Origin of the sequence: Oceanicola sp. 502str15, assembly GCF_024105635.1 — a bacterium.
Taxonomy (GTDB): domain Bacteria; phylum Pseudomonadota; class Alphaproteobacteria; order Rhodobacterales; family Rhodobacteraceae; genus Vannielia.
Genome location: NZ_WYDQ01000001.1, coordinates 583071 through 608126, shown reverse-complemented (window position 1 = coordinate 608126; position 25056 = coordinate 583071). Strand labels below are relative to the sequence as shown.

Annotated in this window: 23 protein-coding genes and 1 tRNA gene; 16 read left to right on the top strand and 8 right to left on the bottom strand. The window is 67.5% G+C overall.

Annotated elements, in window-relative coordinates; translation table 11 throughout:
• Positions 1–118 precede the first annotated feature (118 nt).
• From GTH22_RS02870 to GTH22_RS02845, 6 genes are all read left to right on the top strand, one after another.
• Positions 119–1393, top strand: a complete 1275-nt coding sequence (locus GTH22_RS02870; protein ID WP_252943059.1) for an aconitase X catalytic domain-containing protein — start codon at positions 119–121, stop codon at positions 1391–1393.
• Positions 1390–1830: an aconitase X swivel domain-containing protein gene (locus GTH22_RS02865; protein ID WP_252943058.1), complete on the top strand. Its 441-nt coding sequence runs from the start codon at positions 1390–1392 to the stop codon at positions 1828–1830. The genes GTH22_RS02870 and GTH22_RS02865 overlap by 4 nt, the downstream gene beginning before the upstream one ends.
• A 100-nt stretch (positions 1831–1930) precedes the next feature.
• Complete coding sequence (locus tag GTH22_RS02860) at positions 1931–3130, top strand: TAXI family TRAP transporter solute-binding subunit (protein WP_252943056.1); 1200 nt, start codon at positions 1931–1933, stop codon at positions 3128–3130.
• 87 nt (positions 3131–3217) lie between these two features.
• Complete coding sequence (locus tag GTH22_RS02855) at positions 3218–5212, top strand: TRAP transporter fused permease subunit (RefSeq protein WP_252943054.1); 1995 nt, start codon at positions 3218–3220, stop codon at positions 5210–5212.
• Positions 5213–5272: 60 nt separating this feature from the next.
• A complete protein-coding gene (locus GTH22_RS02850) occupies positions 5273–6589 on the top strand; it encodes an FAD-dependent oxidoreductase (RefSeq protein ID WP_252943052.1) in 1317 nt (438 codons plus the stop codon).
• 23 nt (positions 6590–6612) lie between these two features.
• Positions 6613–7500 carry a TauD/TfdA family dioxygenase gene (locus GTH22_RS02845; protein WP_252943050.1) on the top strand — a complete coding sequence of 296 codons (888 nt, stop codon included), beginning with the start codon at positions 6613–6615 and terminating at the stop codon, positions 7498–7500.
• 45 nt (positions 7501–7545) lie between these two features.
• On the opposite strand, the gene GTH22_RS02840 is transcribed toward GTH22_RS02845, so the two are convergent.
• The 5 genes from GTH22_RS02840 to pdxH all read right to left on the bottom strand — a co-directional run bounded on the left by GTH22_RS02840 (position 7546) and on the right by pdxH (position 10729).
• Positions 7546–8457, bottom strand: a complete 912-nt coding sequence (locus tag GTH22_RS02840; protein ID WP_252943049.1) for a LysR family transcriptional regulator — start codon at positions 8455–8457, stop codon at positions 7546–7548.
• A 252-nt stretch (positions 8458–8709) separates the two neighbouring features.
• Positions 8710–8786 (bottom strand) — tRNA-Pro (locus GTH22_RS02835).
• Positions 8787–8859: 73 nt separating this feature from the next.
• Positions 8860–9468 carry a DUF192 domain-containing protein gene (locus GTH22_RS02830; protein WP_371928310.1) on the bottom strand — a complete coding sequence of 203 codons (609 nt, stop codon included), beginning with the start codon at positions 9466–9468 and terminating at the stop codon, positions 8860–8862.
• Entirely contained in the window at positions 9465–10004 is a 540-nt protein-coding gene (locus GTH22_RS02825; protein ID WP_252943048.1) for a cold-shock protein, read from the bottom strand. The genes GTH22_RS02830 and GTH22_RS02825 overlap by 4 nt, the downstream gene beginning before the upstream one ends.
• A gap of 116 nt (positions 10005–10120) precedes the next feature.
• Positions 10121–10729 (bottom strand): pyridoxamine 5'-phosphate oxidase, encoded by a 609-nt coding sequence (gene pdxH / locus GTH22_RS02820; protein WP_252943047.1) that lies wholly within the window; start codon positions 10727–10729, stop codon positions 10121–10123.
• Between the two features lie 204 nt (positions 10730–10933).
• On the opposite strand from pdxH, the gene fabI reads away from it, so the two are divergent.
• Together fabI and GTH22_RS02810 are read left to right on the top strand one after the other, a co-directional pair.
• Positions 10934–11758: an enoyl-ACP reductase FabI gene (gene fabI, locus GTH22_RS02815; protein ID WP_252943046.1), complete on the top strand. Its 825-nt coding sequence runs from the start codon at positions 10934–10936 to the stop codon at positions 11756–11758.
• Positions 11759–11765: 7 nt separating this feature from the next.
• A complete protein-coding gene (locus GTH22_RS02810) occupies positions 11766–12182 on the top strand; it encodes a hypothetical protein (RefSeq protein ID WP_252943045.1) in 417 nt (138 codons plus the stop codon).
• A gap of 74 nt (positions 12183–12256) precedes the next feature.
• On the opposite strand, the gene GTH22_RS02805 is transcribed toward GTH22_RS02810, so the two are convergent.
• Together GTH22_RS02805 and GTH22_RS02800 are read right to left on the bottom strand one after the other, a co-directional pair.
• A complete protein-coding gene (locus tag GTH22_RS02805) occupies positions 12257–13615 on the bottom strand; it encodes a TrkH family potassium uptake protein (protein WP_252943044.1) in 1359 nt (452 codons plus the stop codon).
• Positions 13612–14274 carry a TrkA family potassium uptake protein gene (locus tag GTH22_RS02800; protein WP_252943043.1) on the bottom strand — a complete coding sequence of 221 codons (663 nt, stop codon included), beginning with the start codon at positions 14272–14274 and terminating at the stop codon, positions 13612–13614. Before GTH22_RS02800 ends, GTH22_RS02805 begins: the two co-directional genes overlap by 4 nt.
• Positions 14275–14424: 150 nt before the next feature.
• Here GTH22_RS02800 and gpt point away from each other — a divergent pair, with 150 nt between their 5' ends.
• The 5 genes from gpt to trpE all read left to right on the top strand — a co-directional run bounded on the left by gpt (position 14425) and on the right by trpE (position 20073).
• The gene (gene gpt / locus GTH22_RS02795) at positions 14425–14928 is read left to right on the top strand and encodes a xanthine phosphoribosyltransferase (RefSeq protein ID WP_252943042.1); all 504 of its coding nucleotides are present in this window, start codon (positions 14425–14427) and stop codon (positions 14926–14928) included.
• Positions 14929–14933: 5 nt separating this feature from the next.
• Positions 14934–15404, top strand: coding sequence for a DUF2127 domain-containing protein (locus tag GTH22_RS02790; RefSeq protein WP_252943041.1), 471 nt, complete (start codon positions 14934–14936; stop codon positions 15402–15404).
• Positions 15405–15434: 30 nt separating this feature from the next.
• Entirely contained in the window at positions 15435–16616 is a 1182-nt protein-coding gene (locus tag GTH22_RS02785; RefSeq protein WP_252943040.1) for an aminotransferase, read from the top strand.
• A 75-nt stretch (positions 16617–16691) separates the two neighbouring features.
• On the top strand, positions 16692–18551 hold the full coding sequence (locus GTH22_RS02780) for a peptidyl-prolyl cis-trans isomerase (RefSeq protein ID WP_252943039.1): 1860 nt from the start codon (positions 16692–16694) through the stop codon (positions 18549–18551).
• Between the two features lie 7 nt (positions 18552–18558).
• Entirely contained in the window at positions 18559–20073 is a 1515-nt protein-coding gene (trpE, locus tag GTH22_RS02775) for an anthranilate synthase component I (protein WP_252943038.1), read from the top strand.
• Between the two features lie 212 nt (positions 20074–20285).
• Here the strand turns inward: trpE and GTH22_RS02770 are convergent, their stop codons facing one another.
• On the bottom strand, positions 20286–22448 hold the full coding sequence (locus GTH22_RS02770; protein ID WP_252943037.1) for a divergent polysaccharide deacteylase family protein: 2163 nt from the start codon (positions 22446–22448) through the stop codon (positions 20286–20288).
• 183 nt (positions 22449–22631) lie between these two features.
• Here GTH22_RS02770 and GTH22_RS02765 point away from each other — a divergent pair, with 183 nt between their 5' ends.
• The 3 genes from GTH22_RS02765 to GTH22_RS02755 all read left to right on the top strand — a co-directional run bounded on the left by GTH22_RS02765 (position 22632) and on the right by GTH22_RS02755 (position 25041).
• A complete protein-coding gene (locus GTH22_RS02765) occupies positions 22632–23216 on the top strand; it encodes an aminodeoxychorismate/anthranilate synthase component II (RefSeq protein ID WP_252943036.1) in 585 nt (194 codons plus the stop codon).
• The gene (trpD, locus tag GTH22_RS02760; RefSeq protein WP_252943034.1) at positions 23213–24232 is read left to right on the top strand and encodes an anthranilate phosphoribosyltransferase; all 1020 of its coding nucleotides are present in this window, start codon (positions 23213–23215) and stop codon (positions 24230–24232) included. The genes GTH22_RS02765 and trpD overlap by 4 nt, the downstream gene beginning before the upstream one ends.
• A 110-nt stretch (positions 24233–24342) precedes the next feature.
• Positions 24343–25041: a DUF3592 domain-containing protein gene (locus tag GTH22_RS02755; protein ID WP_252943033.1), complete on the top strand. Its 699-nt coding sequence runs from the start codon at positions 24343–24345 to the stop codon at positions 25039–25041.
• The last annotated feature ends 15 nt before the right edge of the window (positions 25042–25056 follow it).

Sequence of the window (25056 nt, the reverse complement as noted above, 5' to 3'; positions counted from 1 at the left end):
CGCCGGGAGCGGGGCAATCTTTCTTGAAACGAGAAAACTGATAGTCATTTTTCTCTGCTATCAAGAAAGATTGCCGGAGGTAGCCTGATCGAACAGCCAGCATTCCTGGGGAGGAGAGATGCAGCTAACCGACACCGAAAAAGCCATGCGCGACGGGGCCAAAGGCCCTGCCGTGGCCCGTTCGATGGACCTTCTGATCCGCTATGGCGAAGCGCTCGGCGCTGAACGGCTGGTGGAAACGCGCAACGTCGCGGGGGCCTACAACGCCTCCACCCCCTCGGTGCGCAGCCTCGCCGAAGAGGGGTTCGACCGGGTGTTCTCCGAGCTGAACCTCGACAGTGACGAGGTGGTGGACGTGCCGCGCATGGCCGTCCCCACCTGCCAGCTCATCACCGGGATCGACCTCGACAATCACGAGCTTCAGGGCGCCGATCCGGCGCTGGTCGAGATGCAGAGGGCCGGAGAGAAGTACCTCGGCAAGCGCGGCGTGAACATGATGTGCACCTGCACCCCCTATCAGGTCGGCAACGTGCCGGTGCAGGGCGAGCATTGCGCCTGGATGGAAAGCTCGGCGGTGATCTACTGCAACTCCGTACTGGGTGCGCGCACCAACGTCGAGGGCAAGGAAAGCACCGGCGCCGCCGGGCTGACCGGGCGCATCCCCTACTGGGGCCTGCACCGCGCCGAAAACCGCCATGCCAACCGTCTGGTCCGCGTCGAGACCGAGGTGAACGACATGGCCAACTGGGGCGTGCTCGGCTATTTCACCGGTTTCGAGGTGGAAGAGAACAAGCCCGCCTTCGAAGGGCTGACCCACCTCCCAGACCTGATGAAGCTCAAGCACTTCGGCGCCGCGGCCGCATCTTCCGGCGGGGTCGAGATGTATCACATGCCGGGGATCACGCCCGAGGCCCCGACAATGGATGCGGCCTTCGGCGGCGCGGCCCGGCCCGAGGCGATCGTGTTTGGCGAGGCCGAGAAGCGCCGCACGTGGGCACGGCTGCAAAACGCAACCGACCGCAAGCTCGATTTCGTCATGCTGGGCTGCCCGCACAACTCCATCGAACAGATGTCGCTGGTGGCCGAACTGCTGGAGGGACGGAAGATTCACCCCGACACGGCGCTCTGGGTGCATACCCCCCGCGCCATCCGGCAAATCGCGGATCGCTCGGGCTATACCGACATCATCCGCGCCGCCGGTGGTGAGGTGATGTCCGATACCTGCCCCTCGATCTCGCGGCGGATGCCCGAGGGCGTCCGCGTGATCGCGACCGACAGCGCCAAACAGGCGCATTACCTGCCGGCCATCGGCAAGGTGCAGGGCTGGTTCGGCTCGGTGCAGCAATGCGTCGACAGCGCCGTGGCCGGCGAGTGGCTGGGGGTGGTTCAATGAACGAGGCCGCCGCGCAGCCGCGCGTCATCACTTTGCGGGGCCGCAAGGTGGTGGGCGGCAAGGCCCGCGCCGAGGCGCTGGTGACCACGCAGACTATTTCGGGCTGGGGCGGGATCAACGAGCGCGACGGCTCGGTGATCGAGCTGCACCACGAGTTGAACGGGCAGAGCTTTGCCGGAAAGGTGCTGGTCTTTCCCGGCGCCAAGGGCAGCTCGGGCTGGTCCGCCTATTTTCACATGTGCCGCCTCAACGGCACCGCCCCTGCGGCGATGATCTTCACCCGGATGACCACCAAGATAGCGCTCGGCGCAGTGGTCACCCGCGTGCCCACGGTGACCGAGCTCGACGGCGACCCGTTCGAGCTGATCGAAACCGGCGACCTCGTCGAAGTCGATGCCGACGCCGGCACCGTGACCATCACCAAGCCGCCGGGCTGACAGAGAGTGCCGGACCGGCGCGCCTGGGAGGGTGCTGCGCCGGAAGAACCGGATGAAAGGGGGCAGAACAGCCCCGCACAACAAGGAGGAGACCCAAGAGATGCTGAAACGCGCAACCAACCTGCTGGCAGGTGCCGCCCTTGCGATCGGGCTGACCACGGCAAGTGCCACCGCACAGGACTACACATGGCCCGACTACTTCTCGGTGGTCACGCCGATTGTGGGCACCGCCAATCACTCGCTCGCCGTGGCCTGGACCGCAGAGTTCTCGGCTCAGACCGCCAGCCGCGCACGGGTGCTTCCCGCGCCCAACGGCTACGCCCGCGCCGAGTGGCTGAACACCGGTGAAGGGCTCGTGGCCATGGTTCAGGCCAGCGACTACTTCGACATCATGGACGCCAACGAGGGCTATGCCACCCCCACCAGCGGCCCCGCCGACAGCCGCGTGGCGGTGATGAACATGATCACGCCCTGGGGCTACATGGTGCGGGGCGATAGCGATATCCAGAGCTTCGCCGACATCGGCCCGGGCACCCGCATCGCCTTCTCGCCGTCCTCCTCCTTCCTCGTGGCCGGCGTCGATGCGCTTCTGGCCTATCGCGGGCTGACCCGCGATGACGTGGAGCTGGTGGAAGTGGGCAACTACGGCGCCAACACCCGGATCACGGTCGAGGGCCGCGCCGACGTGACCTTCACCTCGCCGCTTTCCGGCACCAGCTACGAGGCCGAGGCAAACCCGCAGGGCATCCGCTGGCTGCCCCTGCCCAAACGCGAGGACGACCCCGAAGCCTTCGCTCGCTACCGTGCGATACAGCCCGGATACGTGCCCTCCGAGATCACCTCCGGCGTGCCCAGCTCCCAGGGGCTCTACATGGACCACGCCTATCAGGCCAACCACGTGCTGGCCGATGGCGACGAGGAGTTCGTCTACCAGCTCGCCAAGTGGCTCGACGAGCACCATGGCGACTTCGAGAAGGACTTCACCCACGCCAAGATGATGTCGATGGCAAGCCTCGAAAGCTTCCTGAACGTCGGCGCGCTCCAGCCGATCCATGCTGGCGCGATCCGCTACCTGAAGGAAAAGGGCGTGTGGACCGACGCGCATCAGGCCCGGCAGGACGCCCTCGTCGAGCTGGCCGAGGCCCGCGTGGCGCTCTGGCAGGAGACCCTGGCCGAGGCGGAGGAAAAGGGCATCGACGTCTCGCCCGACAGCGCCGAATTTGCCGAGCTCTGGACCGCCAAGCGCGACGCCGCGAGCGGCGGCAAAACCTATGGCGAGTTGGTTCTCTCGATCGAGTGAGCCCTCACCTGCCGCCCGCGTTCCCCCAGAGACGCGGGCGGCGATATCTCCAAACATTCCACCCGACATCGCGTCGAAGGGCCAGACATGAGCACCGACCAGACACCCCAATCCAGCGCTCTCACCGATAACGCCGAGGCTGCCGCAGCCGCAGCCGCAGCAGCCGTGCCGCAGAGCTTTCGCGATCAGGCCGAGGAACGCTGGCTTTCGATGCCCCGCTGGGTGCGGGCCCTCGTGTTGGCCATGTCGGCCGGCGGGGTCGCGCTTTCGGTGGCCTACATCTTCGCCATCGTCCCGATGCTGGACCTCACCTACTACTTCCTGCTGATGGCCGCCTTCCTGCCCGTGGTCTACCTGCTGCTCCCGGCATGGACGAGCGAGGACCGGGTGACCTGGGCCAGCTACCTGCCGGCCATCGCGATCTGCGGCCTGACGCTCTTCATGGCCTACCAGGCCCGCGGCCTCGTGTTCGGAACATGGGTGCCGGTCAAGGAAACCTGGCAGCTCGTCGTGGCCTCTGCCATCTTCGTGCTGATCCTCGAGGCCGCACGGCGCTCCGGCGGCTACATCTTCCTCGTCATCGTCATCGCGCTGGCGCTCTACCCGGTCTATGCCTTCTACATGCCCGGCATCCTCTGGGGGCCGCCGACCTCGCTGTCGCGCACCATCGCCTTCAACGTCTTCTCAGGCGATGCGATGCTCGGCGTCGTCACCCGGGTTGTGGGCGAGCTGATCATCGGCTTCCTGATCCTCGCGGCCCTGATGGTCGCAACCGGCGCGGCAGACTTCTTCCTCAACCTCGCGATGGCGCTGATGGGCACCTCACGGGGCGGCGCCGCCAAGGTGAGCGTGCTGGCCTCGGGCTTCTTCGGTTCGCTCTCGGGCTCGATCTTCGGCAACGTGGTCTCCACCGGCTCGGTCACGATCCCCTCGATGAAGAAGGCGGGATTTCCCAGCCACTACGCGGGCGCGCTTGAGGCCTGCGCCTCCACGGGCGGCATGCTGATGCCCCCGGTGATGGGCGCGGTGGCCTTCATCATGGCCGACTTCACCAACACCGAATACCGGGTGATCGTGCTCGCCGCGCTCATCCCCTCGCTGCTCTACTACTTCGGCCTCTACTGCCACGTCGACGGCTTTGCCGCACGCAACGGCCTGAAGGGCCTCAAGCGGGCCGACCTGCCCCGCGTTGCTGCGGTGCTCAAGGACGGCTGGCCCTTCCTTGTGGTGCTTGCCTTCCTCGTCTGGGGCCTCGTCTTCATGCGCTGGGAGCGGCTGACGCCCTTCTATGCCTCCGCCCTCCTGCTGGTGCTGACAACGCTCCACCCGCGCCTGCGCATCCGCCTGAACCGCGTCCCCGAACTGTTCTACCAGATCACCAAGCTGCTGAGCCAAACCATGGGCCTGCTGCTGCCCACCAGCTTCATCCTCGGCGGTCTCATGGCCACCGGCGTAGCGCCGGTCATTGCCGCCTCGCTCGTGCGGATGGGCGGCGACGGGCTGGTGCCGGTGCTGGCCATCGGCATCGGCGTCTGCCTGATCTTCGGGATGCTGGGCATGATCGTGGCCGCCTACCTGATGCTGGCGCTCACCCTCGCCCCGGCGCTGGAGCAGATCGCGGGCCTCAATACCCTCGCGATCCACCTCTTCATCGCCTATTACGCCTCGCTCGCCGCAATCACCCCGCCGGTGGCGCTGGCCGCCTTCCTCGCCTCGCGGATCTCCGACAGCGACCCGATAAAGACCTCGGTCCACGCCGCACGGCTCGGCATCGTGCTCTACTTCGTGCCGATCTTCTTCCTCTTCGAGCCGGCGCTGATCCTTCAGGGGCCGTTCTACCTGACGGTCATCTGGACCGCCTTCAACATCCTCGCCGTCATCACCATCGCCGCCGCCTCCGAAGGCTACGTGCCATGGCGCGGCAGGCTGGCGGGATGGGCGCGATGGCCGCTCTTCGGCTGCGGGCTGATCATCGGCTTCCCGGAATGGACCAGCACCGCCATCGGCCTCGCCCTCGCCGCCGCGCTGGTGCTGCTCGGCAGCCGCGCCGACGCACGGGACGCCCCGGCTGGAGCCACCTGACACGAAAGCGGGCCAACCGCCCGCATCACCACGAACCCAATTTCAACGGAGTCTATACGCATGTCCTACGGTCGCCCGATCAACCCCGCCACAACCGTGGTGCGCCACAACGGCGAAACCCTGCACCGCGAACTGGAGGTGGACCTCTGCGTGATCGGCGCGGGCATTTCCGGCACCACCACGGCGCTGGAAGCCGCGAAGCTGGGCAAGAAGGTCGCCATCATCGACGGCCTTCCCGCGCTCGGCGGACAGGCGGTGAACTCGATCATCGGCACCTTCTGCGGCCTCTACCAGAACGGCACCCACGGCCACCGCTACACCTTCGGCATCGCCGACGAGATGCTGGCCTACCTGGAGGCCAACGATGCCTGCTACTATCGCCACGGGCCCATGACGACCGTGGTGCATTACAACGAGGTCGCCCTCTCCCGCTGGGTCGAAACCTCGCTCGACGCGGCGGGCGTGATCCCGATCACCGGCGCGATCCTGCGCGAAGTGGAGCGTGACGGGCGGCGGATCACCGCGGCCAAGCTCGTCACCCGCTACGGAGATGTGACGGTGCGCGCCGAGGGCTTTGCCGATTGCTCCGGCGATGCGGCGCTGGCCTACCTCGCCGGCCTCGAATGCCGCGAACCCGATGAAAAGGTCTACGGCACCCAGCAATGCGTGGTCGAAGGCCTGAACATAGACCTCGAGCCGCCCGAGCGCGACGAGCTGTCGGAGCGCATCGCCCAGAAGGCCGAGGAGTATGGCCTCATCCGTCACGGCGGCATCGCCTTCTACTTTCCGGGCAAGGAGGTGGCAGTGCTGAACATGACCCACATGGAAACCCCGCTCGACCCGCTGGAGGCCTCGAAGATGGGCCAGATCGGCAAGGAGCAGGTGGACCGGGGCATCGCTCTGCTGAAGGCCGAATACCCCGACTTCTTCGGCAACATCCGCGTGCGCAGCTACGGCTTCCCCGGCATCCGCCAGACCCGCTGGATCAAGGGCGCGCATCACCTCGTGGTCGACGAGGTGGTTGAGCAGAAGAAGTTCGACGACGCCATCGGCCGCACCGCCTGGCCGATCGAGCTGCACAACGCGCCCGAGGGCTTCGTCTGGGAAACCTTCGACGAGAACCACACCCATTACATCCCCTTCGGCTCGATGATCTGCCCCGAGGCCGACAACCTCGTTGCCGTGGGCCGCTGCATCGACGGCGACCCGGCGGCACTGAGTTCCGTCCGGGTGATGGGCCCCTGCATGGCACAGGGCATGGCCGCCGCGCAGGCACTCGACCTCGCCGGCTCCGGCTCGGTTCACCAGCTCGACATGGCCGCGCTGCAAGAGCGGCTTTCCGACAACCTGACCCGCACCGACGGTGTGGCCCCGTAAGATGAGATGAGAGGAGACTGACCATGGAAACCAGACAGATCGAAGACGGCTTCGGCGTGGAGATCACCGGCGGGCTCGACGTGCTCGCGCCGCTCACGCCTGCGCAGATTGCCGAGGTGGATGCGCTGATGGATCAGCACTCCATCGTCGTCATCCGCAACCAGCCAATGAGCGTTGATGAGCAGCTCGCCTTCACCCGCCAGTTCGGCCCGCTCGACCAAGGCTTCCGCAAGATCGTCGCCAAGAAGAACACCAACACCCAGGTGACCCACGCCGAGGTTGGCGACATCTCCAACATCGGCAAGGATGGCAAGCCGGTGCCGCGCACCGACAAGCGCGTGCTCAACAACATCGCCAACCAGATGTGGCACTCCGACAGCTCGTTCCAGAAGCCGGCGGCCAAGTATTCGATGCTGCACTCGGTGCGCAATCCGAGCTGGGGCGGCGATACCGAGTTCGCCGACCTGAAGGCCGCCTACGATGCGCTGGACGACCGGATGAAGGAGTTTCTCGATGGCCGTGAGGCCGAGCACTACGCCCTGCATTCGCGCTTCCTCTTGGGCGACGACAGCTACGACGCCGAGCAGAAGGCCGCGATCGAGCCGGCGTGGTGGCCCATCGTGCGGGTGAACCCTGCGACCGGGCGCAAGCACCTCTTCATCGGCGTCCACGCCCGTCAGATCGACGGGCTGACCGTGCCCGAGGGCCGGATGATGCTGGCCGACCTGCTCGAGCACGCCACCCAGCAGCAGTTCATCTACCGTCACAAGTGGCAGACCGGCGACACGGTGATCTGGGACAACCGGGCCACCCTGCACCGGGGCCGCCACTTCGACCTCGACGAGCCGCGCGAGTTGCGCCGCACCACCACGCTCGACGATCAGGCCCCCGAGCTCTCGCTCGCCTCCTGAATCAAATCAGCGGCGGGGCGCCCGGCCCCGCCGTAACGCACCGCCTCAAAGCCGCGGCACCGGTTCGGTCTCCCAGGGAGCCTGCTCGAACTCCTTCTTCAGAAACTCCAGCAGCGCCGCCACCTCGGGCCGGTGCAGCTTGTTGTTGGGCACCATCGCCTTGAACCAGAGCTGCACCACCGGGAACTCGGGGATCACCTCCACCAGCCTGCCCTCCGCCAGATCCTCCTGCACAAGGAAGCCGGGCGCGATGCAGATGCCAAGGTGGTGGCGCGCCGCGAAATGCAGCAGGCGCGAGTCGTTGACCGTGAAGACCGGGTTCACCGTGACCGAAATCGGCCCGCCCTCGCTCTCGAAGAACCATGTCATCCCGGCGGCGACGTAGATGATGCAGCGATGCTCCACGAGGTCGCCCGGCGTGTTCGGGGTGCCATTTTCGGCAAGATACTCGGGCGTGGCCACCAGAACGCGAGGATAGTAGCAGAGCGGCGTTTCATGCACGCTGGCAAAGCTCTGCGGCAGCCCTCCAAGCGCGATGTCGAAGCCCTCTTCGAGCGGGTTCACCGCCCGGTCGATCAGCATCAGCTCGGTGGTGATGGCGGGATTCTGCGCCATGAACCGGGCGACCGACCGCCCGGCAAAGAGCGTGCCCAATGTCGTGGGCGCCTTGATCCGCACGTGACCCGCAAGCCCGGTCTCTGGCGGCGCGGCACCCTCGAGCGCATCCTCCAGCTGGCTTACGAGCATTTGCAGCCGCGGACGCAACCGGTCGGCCTCCGAGGTCATCACCAGCGCCCGCGTCGAGCGGACGAAAAGCCGGTTGCCGATGTGATCCTCCAGCCGCCCGACCCGCTTGGTCACCACCGAGGGCGCCACCCCGATTTCGCGCGCGGCGGCCGAGAAGCTGCCGGTGCGGGCAGTGGCGAGAAAGGCCTTTATGTCAACGAGAAGCGTCATGTCTCGGGCCTCGTCTGCTGTGATGCGCCGGCCTCCAACAATGACCACGAGCGCCGCGCGTTGCAACGCGCAAAGTACGAAACATCCGCCGCCTGCTTGATCATCGGCGAGTATCGGATTTTGTGCGGCGACTCATGAAAGCCCCGTGACGAAGCCGAAGGTCGGCCGACCCACGAACTGCCTGCCGGGACCGAAACAGGCCCGGCAGCCCACGCCGTGAGAGGCCCACGGTATCGTTCTTTCTGGCTTGAATGGTCGGGGCGGAGAGATTCGAACTCCCGACCCTCTGTTCCCAAAACAGATGCGCTACCAGACTGCGCTACGCCCCGACGAGGCGCGGTTTAGCCTGAGCCGCGCCGGAAGGAAAGAGGCTGCGATCATCGCGGCGTTTCCGCGGCCCGGTCACTGCCCCGCGCAGGGCCATGCCGCCGCGCTGCCGAAGGCTGGATGCAGCATCTGTGCCCCGGGCGCGATGCCGAAGGCCTTGGCCAGCCCGCCGTTGATCTCCAGCACCGCCAGAATGCCATCGCCCCCCGAAATCGGGGTTTCGTCCAGAGGCACGGCGTTGGAATGCACCCGCTGCACCACCCCGCGCGCATCCAGAAAGATCATGTCGAGGGGAATGAGCGTGTTGCGCATCCAGAAGCTCACGGGCGCAGGACGCGGATAGATGAAGAGCATCCCCGACGACCGGGCCATGCTCTTGCGATGCATGAGGCCCTGGCTCCGTTCGCCGGCGTCATCGGCAATTTCCACAGAGAACCGCGCCTGCCCGCCGTCCCAGCGCAGCCGCACTTCTCCGCTCTCGCACCCCTGCAGGGGCGCGACCAGCGCATCTCCCGCACCATCGGGCACGGCGGCAAACGGCGCGGCCTCGCGGCTGCCGCCAAGGTCGAGTTGTCCGCCGGCCTGTGCATGAAGCGCGGCCGGGGCACAGAAGCTCAGAACTGCTGCAAGGGTGAGGAAGGGCATGGCGCGCAACCGATCAGGCTGCCAGCGCCATGCCCTCAATCCTTCTTTTCCTTGAGCGCCGATTCCCATGAAAGCACCTGTGTCGCCATTCTGCCCCGTCGCCCTTCGACGACTTTCAGACAGATTGCCTCGCCCGGTTGCAGGTCTGCAAGGCCGGAGCGCCGAAGCACTTCAATGTGAACGAAAATGTCCTCCGGGCGGCGGAAGACATTGGCAAAGCCGAAGCCCTTGCCCTTGTCGAACCATTTCACCCGTGCAGGCTCCATCGGCAGCGCGGCAAGCTCCTCGGGATCGAGTGCAGCCACGTCATCGAGCGGTGGTGCGTCTCCGGGCTCGGGCGGGTCGATCGCAAAGACCTCCACCGCCTGCTGGCCCCGGTTGGTATCCTGGGTGCTGATCTCTATCCCGGCCCCGTCGGCCACCGAGCTCTGCCCGAAATTGCGCAGAACATTGGCGTGCAACAGGATGTCCGGACCACCTTCGTCGGCGATGACAAAGCCAAACCCCTTGGCAGGGTCGAACCATTTGACACGGCCCCTCACCCTGTGGTGTGCGTTGTTGTCTTCTTCTTCCATTCCAGCTCAGTACTGTCCTCATGGCACATGCCGAGCCTTGGCCCGACAGGCGCACCGCCCCACTAACAAAAGGGCATTCCCCTACCGCTTAAACAGCACCGTCCGATCCGCGAGTGTTACGGATAGAGGCGCTGTACCTGCCAGTCACGATCCGTCACGGCGGAACGAGTCCACCTGAAGCGGTCGTGAAGACGAAAAGCACCATCCGCCCAGAATTCGATCTCGAGTGGCAAGATGCGAATTCCGCCCCAGAACGGAGGGCGCTCGGGATTCTTCCCATGCTTTGCCGTCACCTTTGCAACCTCGGAAATGAGCGTCGCGCGCGATGACAGGGGCGTGCTTTGCCGTGAGGCCCAGGCGCCCAACCTGGATTTGAGGGAGCGGGAGGCAAAATACGCGTCGGCCTTCTGGCCGTCTTCCCGTTCCGTTACGCCCCGGACGCGAATCTGTCGCCTCAGGGACTTGGCGTGCCAAACGAAAGCCGCCTTTCCGTTAACGTCAACCTCTTGTGCCTTAGCGCTACCCCAGTTGGTGTAAAAGAGGAAGGCGTCTTCTTCGATTTCTTTCAGCAAAACCATTCTGGCGTTGGGCATTCCGGCCTCGTCAACCGTGGCGAGTGCAATGGCATCGGGGTCGTTGAGCTCACTGCCCTCAGCTTCCCCGAACCACCCCCGCGCCAGGGCGAAAGGGTCGTCGCCTGCAAAGATACCGCCACGTTCCGACATAGGCTGTCGTTCCTGATCGAGGCGGGCTAGCCGCCGTTCTTCTGTGCTGCAAGGGCTGTCGCGACGTCAGCGGCGGCCCCCTCACGGCGCCCTGCGGGGAGCCGTTGCATGTTTCGCGCATATCCATGCCCTGTTGCGCCGGTGCTTGCAACCTCGCCCTGCCATGTCCTAAAGGGAGCAAGGCAAGAAGCGACGGAGGGGTCGATGACTTCACAACTGATGGCGGGCAAGCGCGGGCTTATCATGGGTCTCGCCAACGACAAATCCATCGCATGGGGCGTGGCCAAGGCGCTCGCCGATGCCGGCGCCGAACTGGCGCTCACCTACCAGGGCGATGCCTTCAAGAAGCGCGTCACCCCGCTGGCCGATCAGCTCGGCTGCACCCTCATGGCCGATTGCGACGTGACCGACATGGACAGCGTCGATGCCTGTTTCGCCCAGATCGAGAAGGAATGGGGCGGGCTCGACTTCTATGTCCATGCCATCGGCTTCTCCGACAAGAACGAGCTGCGCGGCCGCTACGTGGACACCTCGCGCGAAAACTTCCGCATGAGCATGGATATCTCCGTTTACTCCTTCACCGCCTGCACCGCGCGGGCCGAGAAGCTGATGAAGAACGGCGGCTCCTGCCTCACCCTCACCTATTACGGCGCCGAAAAGGTCATGCCCCATTACAACGTGATGGGCGTCGCCAAGGCCGCGCTTGAGGCTTCGGTGCGCTACCTCGCCGAAGATCTCGGCAAGGACGGCATCCGCGTCAACGGCATCTCCGCCGGCCCGATCAAGACGCTGGCCGCGTCGGGCATCGGCGACTTCCGCTACATCCTCAAGTGGAACGAGCTGAACTCGCCCCTGCGCCGCAATGTCACCATCGACGATGTGGGCAAATCGGCGCTCTACCTGCTCTCGGATCTCGGCTCCGGCGTGACCGGCGAGATCCACCATGTCGACGCCGGCTACCACGCCGTCGGCATGAAGGCGGTGGACGCGCCCGACATCGACGTGGTGACCAAGCGCAAGGACGGCTGACCCCGCCGTGCCCGAGATCGTCCCCGTCTTCGACCCCGATGACCCCGCGGTCATCGGCGAGGACTACGTGGATCTCGCCATGTTTGACGGCCCGCCCTTCTCCGACATCCTCATCGACGCGGGCCTCGCCCCGCTCGAGGCCTACATCGGCATGTCCGAGTGGCAATTCGACGAGATGACCCAGGCCATGCCCGAGAACATGCGCCGCCCCTACGTGCCCGAGCGCGACAGCCCGTGGTTCCCGCCCGAAGCCATGCTGGAAATCTGCGCCGCCCTCCGCACCGCCCTGCGCGAGCAGCCCGAGCAGTTTACCGGCTGGCCGAAGATGGACGAGCACGTTGCCGATTTGCTCGACGAGACAGAACGCGTGTTCAAGCGTGCCGTCGAGCGAGGCGTCGCCTTCCGGCTCTCGGTCCTGCCCTAGCGCCGATTGGTGGGCTCCAGCCACCCTACAGCCAGCAACGACCCTCCGTAGGGTGGGTGCAACCCACACCATCCCTACCCCAGGTGTATCTGCCCCTCCGGATAGCGCACCCGTGGCACGCTCCGTGTCGCCAGGAAATACCCCAGTGTGAGCGGCCCCACCCGCCCGAGGAACATCACCACCTCGAACACGCCCCGGCCAAACTCGGTCAGCTCCGGCGTGTAACCCCGGCTGAGGCCGACCGTCGCAAAGCAGCTCACCACCTCGAAGGCGATATCGAGGAAATGCCCGTCATGGCTGGCCACGACCAGAAAGACCGCGACGAACACGAGGATCACGCTGATCGCCGTCAGCGCCATCACCTTCAACACCTGTTCCAGCCCGATCGAGCGCCCGAAGGCCGAAAGCTGGCTCTGGCGCCGAAAAAAGGCCACCGTCGCCAGCAGCATCACCACGAAGGTCGTCACCTTGATGCCCCCCGCCGTCGAGGTCGGCCCGCCGCCGATGAGCATGAGCGAAATGAACATCAGCGCCGTGCTGTCATGCATTCCGGCAATGTCGGTTGTGTTGAACCCCGCCGTGCGCGGGGTGACCGCCTGAAACCAGCTCACCGCCAGCCTTGCGGTGGTGGACTCCAGCGCCCCCAGCGTGGCCGGGTTGTTCCACTCCAGCACGGCGAAGGTCAGCATCGCCCAGGGGATCAGGATCGCCGTGCCCAGCAGCATGATCTTTGTGTGCAGCGTATAGTGCCGCCATCCGGCACGGCGGAACAGGTCGTCGAGCACCACGTAACCGATGCCCCCGGTGATGAAGAGCGCCGGGATCACGATGTTGATGACCGGATCGGTGGCAAAGGGCACCAGCCCCTCGGCATAGGTCGAGAACCCGGCATTGTTGAAGGCCGAAACCGAATGGAACACCGAGGTCCACAGCCCCGCCCAGACCCCCTCGTGGGGCACGAAGGTCAGCGCCAGAAACAGTGCGCCGGCCACCTCGCAAGCCAGCACCACCTTCAGGATCGTGGCCAGCAGGTGCTTGAGCCGCGCCACCGATGACTGCCCGAGGTCCTCCTGCAGGTAGGTCGAAGAGGTCAGCCCCACCGGCAGCCCCAGCAGCGACAGCACCAGCACAGCAAACACCATCAGCCCCAGCCCGCCGACCTGGATCAGCAACACCAGCACCAGCTCGCCCCAGAAGGTCAGCACCGAGCCGACGTCGAAGACCGAAAGCCCGGTCACCGTGACGGCGGAGGTGGCGGTGAAGATCGCGTCGCTCCAGCCGATCGGCTCGTGGCTGGTGAAGGGCAGCCGGAACAGCACCGCCCCGAAGGCCACGAAGAGCGCATAGCCGCAGGCAAGGATCAGCGGCGCCGGTACGCCGGTCAGGCTCTTCAGCAGCCCCTTCGCCCGCTTCCTGACCCGCCTGCGGCTCAAAGCGCGTCGCCAAAGGCGCGTAGGTCAGTGCGTTTGCCCAGCACGATCAGCCGGTCGCCCGCCGCCAGCTCCAGCGCATTGTCGTTGCAACTCATGAAGGTGGTGCCCCGCATCAGCCCGAGAAACCGCAGTTCCTCTCCCGCGATGGTGCGCAGCGCATTCAGCGGCGTCCCCTCCTTACGCTCGGGCAGGTGGATGTTGACCACCGAATACCCGTTGCGCAGGCTGGCATAGTCTTCGACCACCGGGTTGTTGAGCATCTGGCTCACCCGCTTGCCCATGTCCTGCTCGGGCAGGATCACCCGGTCGGCCCCGAGCTTGCTCAGGATGCGGTGATGGGTCCGGTTGGCCGCCTTCACCCAGATCGTCTCGACGCCCAGCATCTTCAGGTTCATCGTGGTCAGAATGCTGGCCTCGATATCCTCGCCGATCGCCACCAGCGCCACATCGTAGCGGTCCACGCCCACCTCGCGCAGCGCCGCCTCGTCGGTGGTGTCGAGGATCACCGTCGCCGCCAGCGCATCGGCATGGCGCGACACCCGCGTTTCGTCATTGTCGATGCCCAGCACGTAATTGCCGAACTGCGCCAGCTCCAGCGCCACCGAGCCGCCAAAGGCGCCAAGCCCGACCACCACGAAGCTGCGTGTTTCCTTGCCCATCTGTCCCCCTGGGTCGCTGCCCGCCCAATCTGCGCCTCAGCGCGCGGGAGGGTCAAGCTGACCCAAACGCGGCAAATTCCCTTCGGTTCCTCTCGACGACAAGGCCAAGGCAGGGCTAATAGAGGCAAAACGCTGCACGAGGGAACTGCCATGTCCGACCGCCTGCCCCACGAAAAAGGCTTTCACGTAAGCTGGGATCAGATCCACCGCGACAGCCGGGCACTGGCCTGGCGTCTTGACGGAAAGGGCCCCGACGACGGCGCATGGAAGGCGGTCGTGGCCATCACCCGTGGCGGCATGGCCCCGGCCATGATCGTGGCGCGCGAGCTCGACATCCGCACGGTCGACACGATCTCGGTCAAAAGCTACGACCATCAGGACCAGGCCGAGGCCAAGGTGCTGAAGGCCCCCGATCCTGCGATGATGGGCGATGGCACCGGCATTCTCGTGGTCGATGACCTCGTCGACACCGGCAAGACGCTGGAACTCGTCCGCAACCTCTACCCCAATGCCCATTTCGCCACCGTCTACGCCAAGCCGCAGGGCGAGCCGATGGTGCATACCTTCATCACCGGCGTCTCCCAGGACACATGGATCTTCTTTCCCTGGGACATGGCCCTGCAATACGTCGAGCCCTACCGGGGCAAGGACTGAGCGGTTTGCCGGCACGGAGCGGCCAGCTTGTCGAATGGCTCTATCGCCTGAGCCTGCTGGCCAAGGGGCTGCTCGGCCTGGCACAGATCGCGGGCAGCCTCGTGCTGCTGATACTGCCCGCCGCGACGGTGCCTGCCGCCCTGCACTGGCTCACCCGCTCCGAACTCACCGAAGACCCCGCCGATCCGATTTCGCTCGCCCTCGCCCACTGGGCGCTGCGTCTCGATCCGGCGGCCACGCATTTCTACGGCGTCTACCTCCTCAGCCACGGCGCGTTGAACCTCGGCGTGGTGGTCGGCCTCGTCCTGCGCATCCGCTATGCCACCGAGGCCTCTCTGGTGGTGCTGGCCTGCTTCGTCGCCTACCAGTCGGCGGAATGGCTGCGCACCCATGATCCCGCCCTCCTGCTGCTCACCGCCATCGACCTTGCGGTGATCGCGCTGGTGGTGCTGGAACGTCGGGGCCGCCGGGTATAGCGTCGCCCCGATCCACTTCAGCGAGCCTCCATGACCCATCAGCCCCCCACCTCCCGCACCTTCGCCTCGCCCGTCGTCGAGGCCAAAAGCTGGCTCGCGGGCCTCAGCTTCGGCCCCGATCGCCCGCTGATCGACGCCGGCCAGGCCGCGCCCGCCGAGGCCCCGCCCGAGGCGTTGCGCCGGCACATGGCCGATCTGGTGCTCACCGACACCTCCGCACATCTCTACGGCGCGGTGCTCGGGCTGGCGCCGCTGCGCGAGGCGCTGGCGGCCAACATTTCGTTCACCTACGGCGGCGCGGTGTCTCCTTCGCAGCTCGCCATCACCTCCGGGGCCAACCACGCCTTCTGCGCCGCGCTCGCCTCGCTGGCCGCGCCGGGGGATGAGGTGATGCTGCCAACGCCTTGGTATTTCAACCATAAAATGTGGCTCGACATGGCCAATGTCACCACCCTCCCGCTGCCCTGCGGCGCCAACCTCCTGCCCGACCCGGAGCAGGCCGCCGCCCTGCTCACCGATCGCACCCGCGCCATCGTGCTGGTCTCGCCCAACAACCCGACGGGGGCCGAATACCCCCCCGCCCTGCTCGACGCCTTCCGCGAGCTTGCCCGCGCCCGCGGCATCGCCCTCATCCTCGATGAAACCTACCGCGATTTCACCGCCACCCCCGGCGCCCCACACGGCCTCTTTGCCGACCCCGACTGGGACGACACGCTCATCCATATCTATTCCTTCTCCAAGACCTACCGCCTGACAGGCCACCGGGTCGGGGCGCTGGCCTGCTCGCCCTCGCGACTGGCCGAGATTGAGAAGTTCATCGACACCGTCACCATCTGCCCCACCCCGCTTGGCCAGAAGGCCGCGCTCTGGGGGCTGGAGAACCTCTCCCAGTGGGTCGCCTCCCAGCGCGACGAGGTGCTCGCCCGGCAATCCGCCATGCGCGACGCCGCCCCCCTGCTGGCCGACTCCGGCTGGCACCTGCGTGGCCTCGGCGGCTTCTTTGCCTGGATCGAGCACCCCTTCGACACCGACGCCACCAAAGTCGCCAAGGCCCTCACCCGCGAGGCCGCCGTGCTCGCCCTGCCCGGCACCTTCTTCACGCCCGACGGCGATGCCACCGGGCGCGGTGCCCTGCGCTTCGCCTTCGCCAACCTCGACGCGCCCCGCATCGGCCAAATGGCCGCCCGGCTTGCCGAATTCAAAGGCCCGTGACCGCCCCCGCTCTTGCCCCCCGGCCACGGCCCGGATAACAAATGCCAACTGCGAACCAAGCAAACGGGCGGAGCAATGGCACAGAGCGCGGGCAAGAAACTGGGCAACATCGTGATCTGGGTGCTGATGGCGCTTCTGGTCGTCGGCCTCACGGGCTTCGGCGTCACCAGTTTTGGCAGCTCCGTCAGCTCCGTGGGCGAGGTCGGTGACGAGCCGATCCCGGTCAACGACTACTTCCGCGAGGTGGTCTCCGAAATCGCCGCCGAAGAGCAGCAGCAGGGCCGCCAGATCTCGATTGCCGAGGCCGAACAGGCCGGCATCCTCACCCGCGTCCGCACCCGCCTCACCAACCGCGCCGCGCTCGACAATGAAGCCGCCCGCATGGGGCTTTCGGTGGGCGACGAGCGGGTCCGCGAGCAGGTCGTCTCCGCCCCCGCCTTCCAGGGCATCGACGGCAAGTTCGACCGCGCCGCCTACCAGGGCGTGCTGCGCAACCGGGGCATCTCCGTCACCGAATTCGAAACCGGCGTGCGCAAGGACACCGCCCGCACCATCATCCAGGGTGCCGTCGTCGGTGGCGTGCCCGCTCCCAAGGTGCAGATCGACACGCTGCTGGGCTACTTCGGCGAACGCCGCAGCTTCCGCTGGGCCACCTTCGGCCCCGACCAGCTGGCCGAGCCGCTGCCCGAGCCCTCCGAGGAGGAGCTGACCGCCTTCTACCAGGCCAACACCCCCGATTTCACGCTGCCCCAGATGAAGCGCATCACCTTCGCATGGGTGCTGCCCGAAATGATGATCGACAGCGTCGAAATCGACGAGGACGCCGCCCGCAAGCTCTACGAGAGCCGCAGCGCCGAGTTCCAGCGCCCCGAGCGACGCCTGATCGAACGGCTGATCTTCCCCACCGAGGAGGCGGCCGCCGCGGCCAAGGCCACGCTCGATGACGGCTCCGCCACCTTCCAGTCGCTGGTCGAGGCCCGCGGCCTGACCCTCGAAGACGCCGACCTTGGCGAACTGACCCAGGCCGAGCTGCCCACAGAGGCCGGCGAGGCGCTCTTCGCCCTCACCGAGCCGGGCGTCGCAGGCCCCTTCCCCACCGATCTCGGCCCCGCGCTTTTCCGGATGAACGGCATCCTCGCCGCCGTTGACACGCCCTTCGAGGAGGCCCGCGCCGAACTGACCGAAGAGCTGGCACAGGACCGCGCCCGCCGCGTGATCTCCGACATGGAAGTCGAGGTCGAGGACCGTCTGGCCGAGGGCGCCACGCTCGAAGAGCTGGCCGAAGAGAGCGACCTCGAGCTTGGCACCATCGACTGGTGGGACGCCTCCGGCGAAAGCATCGCCAGCTACGACGAGTTCCGCGACGCCGCCCTCACCCTCACCGAAGATGACTTTCCCACCGTGATCCGCCTGTCGGACGGCGGCATCTTCGCCATGCGCCTCGACGAGATCCTCGAGCCCCGCCTGCAGGAAATCTCGGAGGTCCGCACCAAGGTTCTGGCCGGCTGGGAAGCCGAGCAGACCGAGGAGCGCCTGCGCGTTCAGGCCAGCGAGCTTCAGGCCCAGGTCGAGGCCGGTGCCCCGCTCTCCTCCTCCGCCGCCCCGGTCGACGATGCCACCGGCCTCACCCGCGACGGCTTCATCGACGGCACGCCCCCTGCCCTCGTCTCCACCGCCTTCGAGCTCGAAGAGGGCGGGCTGGCCATTCTGGAGGGCTTCGGCAACGTCTACCTCGTGCAGCTCACCTCCATCGCCGCGCCCGACCCCGAAGACGAGCGCATCTCCCTGCTGACCCAGCTGCTGTCGCAACAGGCCACCCAGTCGATCTCGCTCGACCTCTACTCCGCCTTCGCAGAAGCCCTCGGCCAGACCGCAGGCGTCAGGATCGACAACAGCACGCTGGCGCAGATCCACACCCAGATCGCCACCCAGTAGACCGCCCATGAGCCGTATCGAACCCAGCTACGAAGAGTTTGCCCGCGCCTGGGAGGCCGGCGAAAACCAGGTGGTCTACACCCGCCTCGCCGCCGACCTCGACACGCCCGTCTCCCTGATGCTCAAGCTCGCAGAAGCCCGCGAAGACAGCTTCATGCTGGAATCGGTGACAGGCGGCGAGGTGCGCGGACGCTATTCGATCATCGGCCTCAAGCCCGACCTGATCTGGCAGTGCCACGGCCAGAGCGCCCGCATCAACCGCGACGCCCGCTTCGACCCCGACAGCTGGCAGCCCGAAGAGGCCGCCCCGCTCGACAGCCTGCGCGCCCTGCTGGCCGAAAGCCGCATCACCCTGCCCGCCGATCTGCCCTCGGCCGCCGCCGGGCTCTTCGGCTACCTTGGCTACGACATGATCCGCCTTGTCGAGCACCTGCCCAACATCAACCCCGACCCCCTCGGCCTGCCCGATGCGGTCATGATGCGGCCCACCGTGGTGGCCGTGCTCGACGGAGTGAAGGGCGAGGTCACGCTGGTCTCCCCCGCCTTCACCACCTCCGGCCTCACGGCGCGCGCCGCCTACGCCCAGGCCGCCGAACGGGTGATGGACGCCCTGCGCGACCTCGACCGCGGCCTCTCCAGCCAAAGCCGCGAGCTCGAAGCGGCGGATGAAACCCCCGAGCCCGTGTCCAACTTCACCCGCGAGGGCTACAAGGCCGCCGTCGAGAAGGCCAAGGACTACATCCGCGCCGGTGACATCTTCCAGGTGGTGCCCTCGCAGCGCTGGTCGCAGAAATTCACCCTGCCGCCCTTCGCGCTCTACCGCTCGCTGCGCCGCACCAACCCCTCGCCCTTCATGTTCTTCTTCAACTTCGGCGGCTTCCAGGTGATCGGCGCCTCGCCCGAGATCCTCGTGCGCCTGCGCGAAGGCGAGGTCACGATCCGCCCCATCGCCGGCACCCGCAAACGCGGCGCCAACGAGGACGAGGATCGCGCGCTCGAGGCCGATCTGCTCTCCGACGAAAAGGAACTGGCCGAACACCTCATGCTGCTCGATCTCGGGCGCAATGACGTGGGCCGCGTCGCCAAGATCGGCAGCGTCCGCCCGACCGAAGAGTTCATCGTTGAGCGCTACAGCCACGTCATGCACATCGTCTCCAACGTGGTCGGCCAGATCAACGACGGAGAAGACGCGCTCTCCGCCCTGCTCGCAGGCCTGCCCGCCGGCACCGTCTCGGGCGCACCCAAGGTGCGGGCAATGGAAATCATCGACGAGCTGGAGCCCGAAAAGCGCGGCGTCTACGGCGGCGGCCTCGGCTACTTCTCCGCCGATGGCGACATGGACATGTGCATCGCCCTGCGCACCGCCGTGCTGAAGGACGAAACCCTTTATATCCAGGCCGGTGGCGGCGTGGTCTTCGACAGCGACCCGGAAGCCGAGTTCGTCGAGACCGAGAACAAGTCGAAGGCGATCAAGGCCGCCGCCGACGACGCCGCCCGCTTCATCCGCCGCGGCAACGGCTGACCCGCCACCGGCCTATCCCGATCCTGCACATTTTCTTGCTGCAAATATCTCCGGGGGGTGTGGGGGGCTGGCCCCCCACCGCAAGACAGGTCAGCCAGACACCACGCCAAAAGGTCCGCGCAACCTCGCCACTTCCGTAGGTCGAGACTTGTTCCGACTGCCCCCCGACAAACCTCGCAAGGCGCGGCCAGCCTGGCCACCCACCCGGCCGCCTACTGCATCAGGATCGCAGAAACCGGCGCCAACGCCACGCTCTGGCCTTTGGTGCCCGCGGCCCAGTCCAGCAGGCTCGTCACCGTCTGGCTGAAGCTGTGGCCCATCACCACCACCTCGCCGTCCTGACCGGCCCGAAAGGCGGCACGGTCCAGCGTGCGCCCGATCGCGCCCGCGTTCTCGCCCTCACCGTCCAGCACCTTCCACACCAGCGTCGCAGGCAGGCCGGCGCTTTCCGCGCCCCGCTGCGCCGAGTTCAAACCGCTGTCGACAAAGACCAGCCCGTGCCCGGTGTCGCCCGCAATCGCCAGCAGCTGCCGTGTCAGCGCCGGGTTGCCGTTCACCCCTTCCTCGCCGGTGTCGAGCAGCCCCGCCGCACCGGGAAACCGCCCGAAGTGGCTTTGCAGAGTGGTTTCCATGTCCTGCGGTGTTGCGCCCCTCGGCAGACCCGACGGCAGGATCAGCACCTCGAAGCCCGCATCGCGGTAGCCCTGCGCCGTCTCGGCGGCGCCCGGGTCGGTCGGGTCCACCGCGAAGGTGACCGGAAAGTCGATCGCCTTCAGCGCCGTGCGGTCCAGCCCCTTGTCGCCCACGTCAAACAGGATCACCGAAACCAGCGGCTTGCCCTCCTCGTTGCTGAAGGGCGCGGCATTGGCCTCAAGGGCCGAAAGCTGCGGCGCGGCGTCGGCCTCGCCCTCGGCGCTTGCCCCGATCACGGGCAGCCGCGAGCCGGGCTTGTTGCGCTCGGTCAGCGGCACCACGCGCTTGCCGAAGCCCCCGCCGCTCTCGCCATTGGTGACGATCCGGCGCGGCAGGCCCTCGTTGCCGCCCGCCCCCGTGCGCGGCTGGCGCTCGGTGATCGGCACGCTGGCCGGTGGGGCAGAAGGCTCTGCCGGAAGCTCGGTTTCGCGGCGCGCACCGGGCACCTCGGCCTCGGGTGTCTGCGGGGCCTCTGCCACCTGTGCCGGGCTCTCGCGCTCGGGCCGGGCCGTGGCAACCGATGCATCCTTACCCGCGCCCTCCCGCACCGGAACCGCAGGCGTCTCCGCCACCGGAGCCTCGGATTCGGGCGCAGGCTGCACCGCAGCTTCCGGCTCGACCTCGACAATCTCCACAACCTCGGGCCCGTCTTCGGCAGCACCTGCATCAGGAGCCTCCACCTCTGCCACGGCCACCCCTTCGGGGGCCTCCGGGGCCACGGTGTCCAGCTCGGGGGCCACTTCGGCCACCGGCGCAACCGCATCGGCCTCCGGCGCGGCCTCGGCCACAGGCTCCCTGCCCGTCACCACCTCGGCCTCCGGCGCGGGCGCTGCGGCCACCTCGGCCTCGCCTGCCCGATCCGCGGTTTCGCTCCCCGCAACCCGGGCCACCTCGCCGTCGCTGGCCGGGGACACCGTCGCCACCTCCGGCGTCGCCTCGCTGCCCTCGGCCTGCACCGGCACGGTGCGCTCGGCGGCCTCGCTGGTGGCCACCTCGGCCTCCGCCACCGGGGCCACCTGACTGTCTGCCGCCACCACGGCCTCGCTGTCGCTCGCCGGGGCGGCAACATCTTCGGCGCTCACCGCCTCGGGGGTGCTGCGCGGCACATCGGGCGCGGCCTCTGCGCCCTGCGGCGCATCGCCGGTCTCGGGCTGCATCGCTGCGTCCGGGGCCTCCGCCTCTACACCGCCGGTATCGCCGCCGCCAATCACCGGCGCGCGCTCGTCGGCCACCGGGGCAATGGGCGCATCCACGCCCTCGGTCGCGGTCTCGGGCACGGCGGGCGGGGCGGTGTCAGGCGCCGGGGCCTCGGCCACGGCAACATCGGGCTGTTCGGGCACGCTCGGGGCGACCGGCTCCGCCTCGGCCTCCGGCGCGGCGGGCTCGGTATCTTCTCCGGCCCGGGCAAATTCGGAACCCGGCGGCGGGGTCAGCTCGGTCTCCGCAGTGGTTTCGGCAGGCTCGACGGGGGCGATCTCCGGCGCCTCGGGCGCGGCATCGGCCTGCGGGGCCTCAAGGCCACCGCCACTGCCCGCAACGCCCTCCGCGCCCTCTGCCGCCGCATCCGCATCGCGCAGCGCAGCCACCTCCTCGGGCAGCGGCGCCAGAACCGACGCGCCCCCAAGCACCAGCACGCTCGCCAGCGCGCCCCATGCAACACCCGACAGGAGTCCCTTGCCCATATGCCCGACCTTTCGCCTTTTATCGCCGCACGCGCCCGATTTCCAAACGCGCCCCGCATGTTACGCCCCACCGCGTGATGGGCCAGGGATGGGCTTGACCCCGGCGGCGGGCTGCGGGCAAGTATAGCGCCAACCGTGCGGCGGATCACCCCCCTTGCGCACCTTCCATGACCCGAGGGCCAAATGCTGCTCCTGATCGACAACTACGACAGCTTTACCTACAACCTCGTCCACTATCTGGGCGAGCTTGGCGCCGATGTGCAGGTGCACCGGAACGATGCGCTCGACACCCAGTCGGCAATGGCGCTGAACCCCGCCGCCATCCTGCTCTCCCCCGGCCCCTGCACCCCCAACGAGGCGGGCATCTGCCTCGATCTGGTCCACGCAGCCGCCGAGGCCCGCATCCCGCTGATGGGCGTCTGCCTCGGGCACCAGTCCATCGGGCAGGCCTTTGGCGGCAAGGTGGTGCGTGCCGGCGAGATCGTGCACGGCAAGCTCGGCGCGATCCGCCACACCGGCAAGGGCGTCTTCGCCGGGCTGCCCGACGGCGAGCTGAAGGCCACCCGCTACCACTCGCTGATCGTCGAGCGCGAGAGCCTGCCCGACTGCCTCGAAGTCACCGCAGAGCTGGAAGACGGCACCATCATGGGCCTGCGCCACCGCGAGCTGCCCATCGAAGGCGTCCAGTTTCACCCCGAGAGCATCCGCTCCGAGCACGGCCACGCCATGCTGCAAAACTTCCTCAACATGAGCGCCCTTCCCGCATGAGCGATACCATCCGCCCCCTGATCGGCACCGCCGCCGAACGCCCGCTGACCCGCGCCGAGGCCGAAGCCGCCTTTGCCGCGCTCTTCGAGGGCGAGGCCACGCCCAGCCAGATCGGCGGCTTCCTCATGGCGCTCCGGGTGCGCGGCGAAACCGTCGACGAAATCGCCGCCGCCGCCTCCGCCATGCGCGCCCGCTGCAAGCCGGTCATGGCCCCCGCCGGGGCAATGGACATCGTCGGCACCGGCGGCGACGGCAAGGGCACGCTCAACATCTCCACCGCCACCGCCTTCGTGGTCGCCGGGGCGGGCGTGGTGGTGGCCAAGCACGGCAACCGCAACCTCTCGTCCAAGTCCGGCGCCGCCGATGCGCTGGGGCAGATGGGAGTCGAGGTCATGGTCGGCCCCGAGGTGGTGAACCTCGCCATCGCGGAGGTCGGCATCGGCTTCATGATGGCGCCCATGCACCACCCCGCCACCGCCCACGTCGGCCCGACCCGCGCCGAGCTCGGCACCCGCACCCTGTTCAACATCCTCGGCCCGCTGACCAACCCCGCCGGGGTGCGCTTTCAGCTCTCCGGGGCCTTCTCGCCCGACTGGCTGCGCCCCATGGCCGAGGTGCTGCGCGATCTGGGGTCGCAAGCCGCATGGATCGTCCACGGCGGCGACGGCACCGACGAGCTGTCCATCGCCGAAGCCTCCAAGGTGGCCGCGCTCGAGGATGGCGCGATCCGCGAGTTCGAGGCCCACCCCGAGGAGTTCGGCCTGCCCGTCCACCCCTTCGAGGCGATCCTCGGCGGAAGCCCGGCCGAGAACGCCACCGCCTTCCGCGGCCTTCTGGCCGGCGAAAAGAGCGCCTACCGCGACGCCGTGCTGCTCAACGCGGCCGCCGCCCTGCTGATCGCCGGGAAGGCGTCCACCAAGTCCGAGGGCGTGGCGATGGCCGCCGAAAGCATCGACAGCGGCAAAGCCCTGGAAAAGGTGCAGAAACTGGCCCGCATCACCGCACCCAAGATCTGACGCCTCCGGGCCCTTCGCCCGCCCGCCGCGGCCTTCCATTGGCCACGCCCGGGTTGACCGCTCCCCCCTCACCCGCTTTCCTTGCCCAAGGGGAATGCGGGAGACGGCAGATGTTCAGATGGTTCAAAGGCGGCGGCTGGCTGGTGCTGCTCTGCCTCGCAATCGGGGCCATCGGCCTCTGGGTCTGGATCTCCGAGGGCGCAAGGGGCCGCGAGTTCGCCCGCTCCGGCATCGAAACCACCGCCCGCGTCGTCGAACGCGACCGGCGCGTGCGCATCGGCGGTTCCAAGACCCCGACCACCGACTATCTCGTCACCGTCACCTACACCACCGGCACCGCCCCCGATCTCACCTTCCACCGCGCCACCGAAACCGTCTCCTCCAACTTTCACGCCTCCGTCCGCGAGGGCGACAGGATCACCGTCAAGACCCTGCCCGGCCGCCCCGACGAGGTCGAGATCGAGCCCGGCGGCGTCTCCGACAATGCCTTCTGGGCCGGCATCGTCGGCACCGTGTTCGTGGCAATCGGGCTGCTCGCCGCCCTTCTCTTCCACCGCATCGGCGCCGCGGCCCGCAGCCTGCGCCGCCACGGCAATCGCACGCAGGCCGAGATCGTCGAGCTGCGCGCCGTCGGCAACCGCACCGCCCTCACCGTGCGCTACACCACCAGCACCGGCCAGCCGCAGCAGGCCGAGGTGCCCCCCTCTCCCACCAGGCTCGTGATGGGCGCGAGGCCGGGCGACCCGATCGCCATCACCTACGCCCCCGACCGCCCCGGCCATGCCTTGCTCACCGCCACCCTCGACTAAATCGCCATTGCCCTG

What these genes read in the sequence shown, in the direction of transcription:
- GTH22_RS02825 (WP_252943048.1), bottom strand. Translation starts at nt 10,004, where the DNA reads ATGGAAGAAGAAGACAACAACGCACACCACAGGGTGAGGGGCCGTGTC.
- fabI (WP_252943046.1), top strand. Translation starts at nt 10,934, where the DNA reads ATGACTTCACAACTGATGGCGGGCAAGCGCGGGCTTATCATGGGTCTC.
- GTH22_RS02780 (WP_252943039.1), top strand. Translation starts at nt 16,692, where the DNA reads ATGGCACAGAGCGCGGGCAAGAAACTGGGCAACATCGTGATCTGGGTG.
- GTH22_RS02850 (WP_252943052.1), top strand. Translation starts at nt 5,273, where the DNA reads ATGTCCTACGGTCGCCCGATCAACCCCGCCACAACCGTGGTGCGCCAC.
- trpD (WP_252943034.1), top strand. Translation starts at nt 23,213, where the DNA reads ATGAGCGATACCATCCGCCCCCTGATCGGCACCGCCGCCGAACGCCCG.
- GTH22_RS02765 (WP_252943036.1), top strand. Translation starts at nt 22,632, where the DNA reads ATGCTGCTCCTGATCGACAACTACGACAGCTTTACCTACAACCTCGTC.
- GTH22_RS02870 (WP_252943059.1), top strand. Translation starts at nt 119, where the DNA reads ATGCAGCTAACCGACACCGAAAAAGCCATGCGCGACGGGGCCAAAGGC.
- GTH22_RS02860 (WP_252943056.1), top strand. Translation starts at nt 1,931, where the DNA reads ATGCTGAAACGCGCAACCAACCTGCTGGCAGGTGCCGCCCTTGCGATC.
- GTH22_RS02755 (WP_252943033.1), top strand. Translation starts at nt 24,343, where the DNA reads ATGTTCAGATGGTTCAAAGGCGGCGGCTGGCTGGTGCTGCTCTGCCTC.
- GTH22_RS02770 (WP_252943037.1), bottom strand. Translation starts at nt 22,448, where the DNA reads ATGGGCAAGGGACTCCTGTCGGGTGTTGCATGGGGCGCGCTGGCGAGC.
- GTH22_RS02845 (WP_252943050.1), top strand. Translation starts at nt 6,613, where the DNA reads ATGGAAACCAGACAGATCGAAGACGGCTTCGGCGTGGAGATCACCGGC.
- GTH22_RS02840 (WP_252943049.1), bottom strand. Translation starts at nt 8,457, where the DNA reads ATGACGCTTCTCGTTGACATAAAGGCCTTTCTCGCCACTGCCCGCACC.
- trpE (WP_252943038.1), top strand. Translation starts at nt 18,559, where the DNA reads ATGAGCCGTATCGAACCCAGCTACGAAGAGTTTGCCCGCGCCTGGGAG.
- GTH22_RS02865 (WP_252943058.1), top strand. Translation starts at nt 1,390, where the DNA reads ATGAACGAGGCCGCCGCGCAGCCGCGCGTCATCACTTTGCGGGGCCGC.
- GTH22_RS02785 (WP_252943040.1), top strand. Translation starts at nt 15,435, where the DNA reads ATGACCCATCAGCCCCCCACCTCCCGCACCTTCGCCTCGCCCGTCGTC.
- GTH22_RS02855 (WP_252943054.1), top strand. Translation starts at nt 3,218, where the DNA reads ATGAGCACCGACCAGACACCCCAATCCAGCGCTCTCACCGATAACGCC.
- gpt (WP_252943042.1), top strand. Translation starts at nt 14,425, where the DNA reads ATGTCCGACCGCCTGCCCCACGAAAAAGGCTTTCACGTAAGCTGGGAT.
- GTH22_RS02800 (WP_252943043.1), bottom strand. Translation starts at nt 14,274, where the DNA reads ATGGGCAAGGAAACACGCAGCTTCGTGGTGGTCGGGCTTGGCGCCTTT.
- pdxH (WP_252943047.1), bottom strand. Translation starts at nt 10,729, where the DNA reads ATGTCGGAACGTGGCGGTATCTTTGCAGGCGACGACCCTTTCGCCCTG.